Origin of the sequence: Archangium violaceum Cb vi76, from assembly GCF_000733295.1 — a bacterium.
GTDB classification, from domain to species: Bacteria; Myxococcota; Myxococcia; order Myxococcales; family Myxococcaceae; genus Archangium; species Archangium violaceum.
The window spans coordinates 35,794-45,326 of the sequence record NZ_JPMI01000150.1 but is presented as its reverse complement, the minus strand read 5'-3'; the positions used below and the strand labels follow the sequence as shown (position 1 = coordinate 45,326).

The following is a 9,533-nucleotide window of genomic DNA, read 5'->3' as shown; positions in this document are numbered from 1 at the left end:
TATCCGGGCCTGTTCTTCAATCCGTGGCCCCCAGTGTGGACAGAGGGTTCAACCCGGGATGCGTGGCACCCTCACCCCGTCCCTCTCCCGGAGGGCGAGGGGAAATTAGAAGAAACTCTCCGGCACGTAGACGATGTCACCTGGCCGCAGGGCGAAGTTCTTCTCCGCTCCGTCGCGGATGTCCTTCACCGGCACGCGGATCTTCATCTGCTGCCCCGCGTCCTGCCTCGCTACCTGTGTTCCGTTGGGCGAGGCCAGCTTCGTGAAGCCTCCCGCCATCGTCACCGCCTCGATGATGGTCATGCCCTCCTCGTAGGAGAACGTGCCCGGCTTCTGCACCTCGCCGAAGACGAAGACCTTCTTCGAGTTGTACTCGCGGATGGCGACGGACACCTCGGGGCGGCGCAGGTAGCGGGCAAGACACTCTCGCAGCGCGTCCGCGGCGGTGCCCGAGGTCCGTCCCGCCAGATGCACCTTCCCACACAGCGGGTAGTCGATGGTGCCCTCGGGGGACACGGCCCACACGCCCGAGTGGTCCGGCTCCTGGAAGACGCGCACGTCCACCAGGTCTCCCGGCCCGAGCGTCCGCTGGGTCTCGGAGATGGCGGAGGCGGGAGTCGCGGGCAGGGCCGAGGCGTCGATCGCCTGGGTGGGAGCGGTGGTGCGGCACGCGGTCACCGCACCGAGCAGCAGCACGAAGAGAAGGAAGGAGCGCATCACGGAGGGCCGTCTCAGTACGACACGGTCATCCGAACATACCCTTCGTGGCGCGAGTAGTTGATGCCCGTGCCCGGGGCCGTCGACGTCCGTGTATTGAGCAGGTAGCCAGCCCCGCCGACGAGCCACTTCTCGAACTGGTACTGGGGGCCCACGTCCAGCTTGAAGAGGGTGTCGCGCCGGTCCCCCTCGAAGCGCAGGAAGTCCATGGCGGTGGTGGCCCGCAGGGTGAGCCGCCCGCCGAGCAGGGCCTGTCCCTCCAGGTACCCGCGGTCATCCCGGAACTGGCCGAAGGCCGCCACGGGCTCCAGGGTCCGCGCATAGCCGGCCTTCACGGTCGTGGTCGGGCTCACCAGGTAGGTGCCCTCCACCTGGGAGATCAACGTGCCCCCCGAGGCGCCCTGGAAGTCCTGGCCCCAGCCCAGCGTGGCCGTGACGGCGATCTTCGGCGTCACCAGGCCCGCCAGGCCCGCCTTGCCCCGCAGCAGCAGGGCGTTGGGGCTGCCGCCGCGGCTGTAGGTGCGCAGGTTGAGGTCCACATCGACCACCACGGCCGTCTTCGGCAGGAAGCGCCAGCGGCCCTCGACGCCTGTCCGCAGATCGTCGTAGTCGAAGCGGTTCACCAGGGCCGGGTCGCACTCGGGGCCGTCGCAGCCAATCGGGGCCAGGGCGCCCATGGGATGGAAGCGCTCCAGCGCCCACCCCACCTGGGGTACCACCTCCAGGGCGCCACCTCCGGGCCGCAGCGGTACGCGCAGCTTCAGCTCGTTGTAGAGCGACAGCACGCCCGCGCCAATGGCCGCGCTGCGCGTCCGGTCCGAGCGCTGGAGGGTGTCCACCAGCTCCACCCCCACCTGCGCCTCCTTGTTGAAGGCGACATTCAGGTCCACCAGCGCCTGCACGTGCGAGGTGTTGGTCGAGCCGGGGGTGAAGAGGCCGGTGTAGTGGACGTAGTCGGCGTAGCCCTTCAGCTGCACGTCCACCTTCTTGCCGGGCAGCTCCAGCCTCAGCCCGGGGCGGATGTGCAGCAGGGCCTCCCCGGACAGCTGGTCCGACACCACGGTGGGGTCCGTATTACCCGGGGGGGGAAGTAGCCGGCGGCGCTGTCGTAACGCGTCTCGAAGTCGAAGGTGGCGTGCAGCCTGCCGTCGCCCACCTTGAGGCCGTTGCCACCCGGCGGAGCCTGGCCGGACGCTGGCCATGCCGCCACCATGGCCAGCAGGCACCAGGCCCTCCACTTGTTGGCAGGCTGCGTCATGAAACGGTCAACACCCCGGGCTCCCGGTCATAGCACGTGCCTCGTCCGTGCTCGAAATGACTTGGTTTTCTCCCCAACGGTCACGGCCGGCCGGGGAGCGGGGGGACAACCCGGTGCGCTCATTGCACCGCGCTGGCGGGCGGCGGACGGACGACGATCCCCTCCACGGGGGCCGGCTGGGTGGGGTCTCCCCCGGGCAGGTTCGTGGGCTCCTCCACCTCCACGGCCATGTTCTCGTCCGCCTGGAATGCCAGCTGCCCGATGCACTTCTCCACCTCGGTGCGCAGCTGGGCCACCTTCTGCTGGGCGATCATCACCTTGGTGTACTCGTGCGCACTGGAGGTGGGGTCCCGGGTGGACACGGCCTCCTGGAGCGACACGTCCGACTGCTCGGAGATGCGCAGCAGGCCCTTGATCTGCGTGAGCTTCTCGTTGACGCAGTTGAGCTTCACCACGTCCTTGGCGCGCCGGGCCTCCTCCAGCTTGGACAGCACGTCCCGGAGCACCTCGCGCATGGAGCCGATCGCCTTGCTGCTGCGCTCGAGCTTCTGCGTGTCCGGCACGTCGCTGGCCTTCTCCGCCGACAGGGCCACCGGGGCCGGGGGCGGACGGGGGGCCGTCTGTGCCAGGGCGAGCCCACTGGCGAGCACCATCACCAGCACTCCGATGTAGCGCATGTCCTCTCCAGGCCCGCGGTGCATGCCCCCGACGCTAGAGAGGCGGGCGGGGGGTGTCAACGCGCGGGGATGCTCAGGCCTGCCTGGCCGTGAGCCGGGCGTTGGCCTCGCGCACCCGGGCCGACAGGATGCGCGCGATGTTGATGACGACGAAGGTGAAGCCGTCGCGGTGCGTCTGGCGGAAGGTGGCCAGGTGCTGGGTGGTGAGCCGCAGCAGCACCGCCTCCGTGCGCGCCCGCACCGTGGCCGAGCGGTACTCCTTGTCGATGAGGCTCATCTCCCCGAAGAAGTCCGGGGCGGTGAGCACCGTGAGGGGCCGGGGGACTCCGCCGCTGTCGCGCCGCACCACCTCCACCTCCCCACGGACGATGACATAGAGGCTGTCGCCTGGCGCGCCCTCCTCGAAGACGGGCTCCCCGGCCTCGTAACGCTGTTGCTCGGCCAGCTCGGCCAGGTAGGCGAGCTCCGTGCTGGAGAGCATCTCGAACAGCGGCGAGGATGAAATGACGGCCAGCTTCTCCATGACCCCGACCCCCCGGGATGCAGGTTGCTGGCTCCAGTCTACCCCGCCGGGGTGAAGACGAACGGGTAGGCCACCGGGACTTCGTCATCTGGTTTGAAGGGGAACACCCAGCCGCGCACCACTGTCCGGATACAACTGCCCACCGCGTCGCTGCCCAGGGTGTTTTCCTCGATTTCGATGTCCCCGGTGCGGCCGGAGGGGAGGATGTTGAAGCGCACCATCACCTTGCCCTTGAGGCTGGGGTTGCGCTTGAGCTCCTTCTCGTAGCAGCCCTGGATGGCCTTGAGGCGGGTCTTGATGTAGCGGGCGAGCGCCTCACGGTCCACGTCGGAGCTGTCCACCTCGGGGGTGGCGGTGGAGACGCGGCCGGAGATCTCCACCTCCTTCTTGGAGCCGAGGTCCACCTTGCCGCCGCCGCTGGTGCCGAGGTCGCCGATGCCGGCCACCTTGCCGGAGCCACCGCCGCGGGGGCCGTTGGCGCCCACGGAGGCCTCGGTGGCGATGCCCACGCCGCCCGCGCCGGCCAGCGCCTGGGCGATGTCCCCGCCGCCGGTGCTGCCGCCGAGCACGTCCGAGAACGCGCCTCCACCACCGCCCGAGGAGCCGAGAATCTTGAGCAGGCCCTTGCCGGCGACCTTCTTGGCCACCGCGGCGCGCCGGGCGGCGGCCTCCTCGGGGGTGGAGGGCTTGGAGGCACTGTCCGAGGCGGGCTTGTCGTCCGCGTCGTTCGCCTTGGGCTTGTCCTTCTCGGTGTCGGCGGCGGCCTGGGCCGTGTCGGTGGCGGGCTTCTTGGGCTCCTCCACCTTGGGAGGCATGAGCACCCGGGCGAAGCGGTCATCCAACTGATCCAACTCCAGCTCGGGCTCGGGGGGAGGCTCGGAGGAGATGATGAGGGCGGCGCCGGAGAAGTGGAGCAGCAGCGAGGCGGCCAGGATGCCGAAGAACATCCGGTCCATGCTCCGCCACGAGCCGCCCTGGAGATCCGGCGGGAGCCGGGGCGCATCGGAGGGGAGCGGGGGCTGGATGAACTGGAAGAAGAGGCGGAGGCCCGTGTCGAGCTCCACCACGCCGCGGGCGCTCTCCTGCAGGGGCAGGACGTACTGGATGCCCCGCTCCATGGCCATGCCCTGCGTGCGCAGGGTGTGGAAGTCCACGTCCGAGGAGCCGAGGTTCACCCGGCCCTGCATGTCGTCGGTGAAGACGAGGTTGTACTGGCTGGCGCGGTACTCGAAGACGGGGAAGCTGGCGGGCAGCTCCGGCAGCGGCAGGACGAGGGAGTTCTTCGGATCCTGGCCGATGGTGAAGTCACCGGGCTTGTGGAGGTGGCGCTCCTCGAGGACGCGGGTGCCCTGGAGGAGGCCCACGCGGAGGATCCGGTTCTGCGGCGAGGGGGGAGCCATGGTCTTCTCGGAGCCCTTCCTACCCTAGAAGGGTTCCTTCTCCACGCTCTTGACGACCTGGGGCGTGAAGCTCTCGGCCTTGTTGAGCTCGTCGAAGTTCAGGTTGGAGCGCTGGAGGATGTAGAAGGCCTGGGGCTTCTGGATGTTGCCCTCGACGGTGATGGCGTCCAGGCGGATGACCTTGCGCTTCTTGCCGTCCTTCTGGGAGGCGTCCTTCTTGCTGGAGGCGGCGGTGTCCTGGGCGGACGCGGGCGCGGCGGCGAGCAGCAACACGAGGGCGAGGGCAGGGCGCATGGGCGGGCTCACTTCTTCTCCTCGGCGACTCTACCCGAGGTGGGAGACTCGCCGGAAGCAGGGGGCTCGGCCTGTTGGGCCTTGCGCAACTGCTCGCGTTTCTCGCGCTCGCGGCGGCGCTCCTCCTTCTCGATGCCCTTCCTGGCGTCCTTGACGTAGTCGTCCACGCGCTCGTCGCGGCCGCCCCGGGCGCGGTACTGCTCGAAGAAGGACAGGCAGGACTGCAGCCGTTCGAGCGTGTCCAGCTCCTTGGGCTCGGCGTCGAGGTGGAGGATGGCGAGGTTGAACCAGGTGTCGGGCAGGGCCGGGGCGAGGCGGAGCACCTGTTGGTACTCGGCGAGGGCGCGGGCGAAGTCCCCCTGGCCGCGCCAGGCGTTGCCGAGGTTGAGGCGGGCGGAGACGAAGTCGGGAGCGGCCTGGACGGCGGCCTGCAGCTCGAGGGCGGCGGCGGCGTGGTCCTGGGCCTCGTTGAGGAGGGCGCCGAGGTTGTTGCGGGCCTCGGCGAAGTCCGGCTTGAGCTCGGAGGCCTTCTTGAAGGACTCGAGGGCGGTGGGCTTGGAGCCGAGTGCGAGCAACACGAGCCCGAGGGCGTTGTGGGTGGCGGCCTCGTTGGGGGCGATGGTGCGGGCGTTCTCCAGCACCATGCGGGCCAGCTCGTACTTGCGCTCGCGGTAGTACACCTGGGAGAGCAGTTGCATGGCGCGCACGTTGCGCTCCTCGGCCTTGAGGACGCGCTTGGCCTGGAGGGTGGCCGCGTCGAGCTTCTTCTGGCACAGCAGCGCCTGCACGAGCGCGATGCGGGGAGCGAGGGCGTCTGGCTTCGCCTCGAGCAGCTCGCGCAGCGAGGACTCGGCCTGGGAGGCCTTGCCGGTGCGGCACTGGAGGCGGGTGAGGTTGTCCCAGGCGGTCTGCTGGGCGGGTGCGAGCTCCAGGGCCTGGCGGTAGGAGCGCTCGGCCTCGTCGTTCTTGCCCAGGCGCTCCTGGGTGATGCCGAGGTTCGTCCACGCCGCGTCATCCTTGGGGCGGCGCTCGGTCTGGGTCTTGTAGCTGGACTCGGCGGTGGTCAGCTCACCGCGCTGAGCCACGGACGCCGCGTCCGCGGAGGGCGGAGCGAGGGTGGCCTTCGTGGCATCCTGGGGAGCGGCCTTCTTCGCGGCGGTGTCCTGGGTGCCCGCGTCCGGAGTGGCGGCGATGGCCGTGGCGGCCGTGGCCTGCGGCTTGGGCGTGGTGGCGCAGGCGGAGGCGAGCAGCAGCAGGCCGGGGACGAGCAACCGGCGGGGGCTCATGGGTCACCTCCGACGAGGCCCTCGGGGTAGAGCTGGTCCGAGGCGATGGCGTCCTTGGGCTCCTTGAGCACCGGGTACTCCTTGGGCCGGAAGCGGTGGAGCGACTCGAGGGTCTTCTTGGTCCACTCGTTGGAGATGCGGTTCTTGCGCGCCTCCTGGAGGGTGGCGGCGTAGCTCTCGACGGCGGCGTCCTCGAGCGTGGCGGTCTGCTGGGCGAGCAGATCCTGGTAGGCCACCACGGCCTCCTCGCCGAGCCGCTTCACGTCGGGAGGGACGGGCGTCTCGATGATGGTGTTGGCGAAGCGCTCCAGGGCGTGGCCGCGGCGGTAGAGGGCGGCGAGCGTCCACTCCAGGCGCTTGTAGGGGAAGACGCGGGCGTAGGCCTCGTTGACGGACTTCACGCCGTTGCGCTTGGCGGTGAAGCTGCGCTCGAGCGCCTTGCCCTTGCCGCCGATCTTGAGCTTGTCGAAGGCGCGGAACCCGGCCTCGGCGAGCTGGAAGCGGCTGAAGGCGGCGGCAGCCGCGGCACGGGGCTGGGCCTCGGGCTGGAGCTTGCGGCGGTCGAACTCCTCGGCGGCGGCCGTGTAGGCGCGCAGGGCCTCCTTCTCGTTCTTGAGCTTCGCCCACGCATCGCCGATGCGGCGCCTGGCCTCCACCACGAGCTCCACCTGGGTGGGCTGGGAGGAGAACTTGCGCACGAAGGACTCCAGCGCGCGGATTTCGCCCTTCCAGTCCTCGCGTTTCTCGAGGATGAGGGCGGCGCGGAACTGGTTGCGGGGCGCGTCCTCGGCGGTGGGGAAGCGCTCGGCGTAGCGCTGGAAGGCGGCGGCGGCCTCGGCGTAGCGCTGCTGGCCCTCGAGCAGGGTGGCGGCGTTGAAGAGGGCGGCCTCGCGGTCCTTGGAAGCGGGGTAGTCCTTCACCAGCTTCTGGTAGCTCTCCACGGCCTTGTCGAAGTCGTAGGAGTTCTGCGCGTTGACGGCCACGCGGAAGAGGGCGCCATCGGCCAGGGGCGAGGAAGGGTACTCGCGGAAGATGCGCTCGTAGAGCTGGAGGGCCGAGTCGAAGCGCTGCGTCTTCTCGTAGGCCACGGCGGCGTTGTTGAGGGCCTTGTCGGCGAACTCGTGGCGTGGGGCCTCGTTGACGAGCTCGATGTACTTGGCGGCGGCCTCCTCGTACTTGCCTTCCGCGAGGAGCTGATCGGCGAGCTTGAAGCGGCCGGCGAGCTTGAAGCGGACGAGGTCCTTGTGGAGCTCGCTCTTGGGATCGATGACGTCCTTGTTGGAGGCGAGCTGGCCGCTGACCTCCTCGACGCTCTTCCAGTCCTGACTGATGAGGAAGGTCTCCACGATGAGGTTGGTGGAGAAGCGGGCCACCTCGTGCTGGGGGAACGCCTTGACGATGGCCTCGAAGCGGCGGCGGGCCTCGGGGAAGTCGTCGTGGGCGTAGTACAGCTCTGCGGCCTTGTAGGCGATGCCCGGGGAGCGCTCGCTCTGGGGGAGCTTCGCCACGTGGGCGTCCGAGGCGGCCACGAGCTTCGCCTCCAGCGCGGTGAGGGGCGAGGGCTGGATGGGCTGACCCTCGGGCCGCTCGCTGGAGCGCAGCGGGGTGGGGGCGGGCTGCTTGCCGGCCTTGATGTCCACCTCGAGCTGCTTCTGCCAGGAGAGCACGGCGCTGAAGGCGGACTCGGCGAAGTACTTGTTGCCCAGGGTGGAGTCGCGCACCCGCTCGTAGTGCTTCGCGGCCCCGCCGAACTGCAGCGAGTTGTAGAGACACTCGGCGGCGTAGAACTCGAGCTCGTAGGAGTTCTTGCTGCGCGGGAAGCGCTCCAGGTACTTGGAGTAGCCGGAGGCGGCGAGCTCGAAGCTGGCCTTGGCCTGGTCGAACTTGCCCTCCTGCTTGAACACGAGGGCCTGCTGGTGGTGGTAGATGGCGCTGGAGTAGAGGCTCTTCTCGGTGAGGTCGTCGGCGGTGGCCAGCACGTCGGGGTCGCGCTGGTGGGCCTGGTACCACGGGGAGCCGGGCGAGTAGAGCTCGGAGAGCTTCTGGGCCTCGGCGGAGGACTCGGTCAGCTTGCGGTCCCGCTCGTACGCCTGGACGATCTTCTGCTGCAGCAGGGGCGCGTCCGGGGAGAGCGGAGCCTTCTGTAGCACCAGCGTGTAGGCATCGATGGCCGCCGCGTGCTGGGTCTGGTCGAAGAAGACATCACCCAGGCGGCGGTACACCTCGGGCTCGTAGGGGCGGGGGCCGATCCTCGCGAAGTACGCCTTGGCCTTCTCGAGGCCGCCCCAGGTGTCATCGGAGAAGGAGATGGCGGTGTACTGGAGGGCCTCGTCGCGCAGGTCACCGCTGCCGGCCTCGTCGCCCCGGGTGGCACGCCAGGATTCGTAGAGGTCCACGAGGGTGATGAACCGGTCGACGGCTTCGTCGTAGCGGTCCATGCGGTAGTACGTCCACCCGAGCTTGTAGAGGGCCTTGTCGTAGAGCGGGTGCGAGGTGTCGCGGATGGCGGCCTCGTAGGCCTGGGCGGCCTTGGAGAGGGCGTCGGGATCGCTGTACGCGTCGAAGAAGTACTCGCCGATGCGCACCCACGCCTCGGTGGCGAAGCGGCTGGTGGGGTAGCGGGTGATGAGCTGCTGGTAGGAGGCGAGGCCCTCCTCGAAGGCGTTCTGCTTCTCCAGACAGTAGCCGAGCAGGTACTGCGCGCCGTCGTTGAGCCGGTAGTCCGGGAAGCGCGAGAGGAGCTGCCGGTAGAGCGAGATGGACGGGTTGAAGTCCGGCTGTGGCTCGGGAGGGGGCTCGGCGCCCTCGGGGAGGGTGCGCAGCTTCTCCTCCTGCTCGCGCATGGCCACGAGGTGCGTGTCGCTGGAGCGCTCGTAGTACAGCTCCGCCAGACGGAACATGACGTCCGGGGTGTAGCGGGGCTCGTCGGGGTAGCGCCGGAGGAACTCCTCGAAGCGCGCGATGGCGTCCAGCCGCTCCTGACGTTCCTGGCTCTCCATGCTGGAGATGGCCTTCTCGTACGATGCCCCCAGCCCGTCGCGCCTGTCCCGATACTTCTTCTCGATGAGGCGCTGGATCTCCTGCTTGTACTCGCGGGATTCCTCCTCGTAGCGCTGGACGGCCTCGCTCAGCTCCTCCAGCAGCTTCTCCTGCTCGGGCGTGCGGCCGAGTCCCGAGAAGCGCGAGGCGGCCGGCTGCGGACGTGCCTCGTCCTGCGCGGTGGCGCGCACGGAGGCCAGCGTCAGCAGGGCGAGCAGCAGGGGGCGGCGCATCGAATCCGCCGCATCCTAGCCAACGCGACGGAGGGCCCCCAAGGACTGTCGGGCGGGGCCAGGCAGGCGAGCGGCCAGGCAAGAGGCCCGGGCCGGCCCTTTCCGC

General features: G+C 69.4%; 8 protein-coding genes. All 8 read right to left on the bottom strand.

Annotated elements, in window-relative coordinates; translation table 11 throughout:
* Positions 1 to 105: 105 nt before the first annotated feature.
* The 8 genes from Q664_RS22290 to Q664_RS22255 all read right to left on the bottom strand — a co-directional run bounded on the left by Q664_RS22290 (position 106) and on the right by Q664_RS22255 (position 9,427).
* On the bottom strand, positions 106 to 717 hold the full coding sequence (locus Q664_RS22290; RefSeq protein ID WP_043399086.1) for a polysaccharide biosynthesis/export family protein: 612 nt from the start codon (positions 715 to 717) through the stop codon (positions 106 to 108).
* A gap of 14 nt (positions 718 to 731) precedes the next feature.
* On the bottom strand, positions 732 to 1,775 hold the full coding sequence (locus tag Q664_RS22285) for a porin family protein (protein WP_235216825.1): 1,044 nt from the start codon (positions 1,773 to 1,775) through the stop codon (positions 732 to 734).
* 319 nt (positions 1,776 to 2,094) lie between these two features.
* A complete protein-coding gene (locus Q664_RS22280) occupies positions 2,095 to 2,652 on the bottom strand; it encodes a hypothetical protein (protein ID WP_152622270.1) in 558 nt (185 codons plus the stop codon).
* Positions 2,653 to 2,725: 73 nt separating this feature from the next.
* A complete protein-coding gene (locus Q664_RS22275) occupies positions 2,726 to 3,175 on the bottom strand; it encodes a cyclic nucleotide-binding domain-containing protein (protein WP_043399082.1) in 450 nt (149 codons plus the stop codon).
* Between the two features lie 38 nt (positions 3,176 to 3,213).
* Positions 3,214 to 4,575: an AgmX/PglI C-terminal domain-containing protein gene (locus Q664_RS22270; RefSeq protein WP_043399080.1), complete on the bottom strand. Its 1,362-nt coding sequence runs from the start codon at positions 4,573 to 4,575 to the stop codon at positions 3,214 to 3,216.
* 24 nt (positions 4,576 to 4,599) lie between these two features.
* Positions 4,600 to 4,869: a hypothetical protein gene (locus Q664_RS22265; RefSeq protein ID WP_043399074.1), complete on the bottom strand. Its 270-nt coding sequence runs from the start codon at positions 4,867 to 4,869 to the stop codon at positions 4,600 to 4,602.
* Positions 4,870 to 4,877: 8 nt separating this feature from the next.
* Positions 4,878 to 6,155, bottom strand: a complete 1,278-nt coding sequence (locus Q664_RS22260; RefSeq protein WP_043399072.1) for a tetratricopeptide repeat protein — start codon at positions 6,153 to 6,155, stop codon at positions 4,878 to 4,880.
* Positions 6,152 to 9,427, bottom strand: coding sequence for a tetratricopeptide repeat protein (locus Q664_RS22255; RefSeq protein ID WP_052518500.1), 3,276 nt, complete (start codon positions 9,425 to 9,427; stop codon positions 6,152 to 6,154). Before Q664_RS22255 ends, Q664_RS22260 begins: the two co-directional genes overlap by 4 nt.
* Between the last annotated feature and the right edge of the window lie 106 nt (positions 9,428 to 9,533).

Coding starts and splice junctions, on each gene's coding strand:
- Q664_RS22290 (WP_043399086.1), bottom strand. CDS start 717: ATGCGCTCCTTCCTTCTCTTCGTGCTGCTGCTCGGTGCGGTGACCGCG.
- Q664_RS22280 (WP_152622270.1), bottom strand. CDS start 2,652: ATGCGCTACATCGGAGTGCTGGTGATGGTGCTCGCCAGTGGGCTCGCC.
- Q664_RS22275 (WP_043399082.1), bottom strand. CDS start 3,175: ATGGAGAAGCTGGCCGTCATTTCATCCTCGCCGCTGTTCGAGATGCTC.
- Q664_RS22270 (WP_043399080.1), bottom strand. CDS start 4,575: ATGGCTCCCCCCTCGCCGCAGAACCGGATCCTCCGCGTGGGCCTCCTC.
- Q664_RS22265 (WP_043399074.1), bottom strand. CDS start 4,869: ATGCGCCCTGCCCTCGCCCTCGTGTTGCTGCTCGCCGCCGCGCCCGCG.
- Q664_RS22260 (WP_043399072.1), bottom strand. CDS start 6,155: ATGAGCCCCCGCCGGTTGCTCGTCCCCGGCCTGCTGCTGCTCGCCTCC.
- Q664_RS22255 (WP_052518500.1), bottom strand. CDS start 9,427: ATGCGCCGCCCCCTGCTGCTCGCCCTGCTGACGCTGGCCTCCGTGCGC.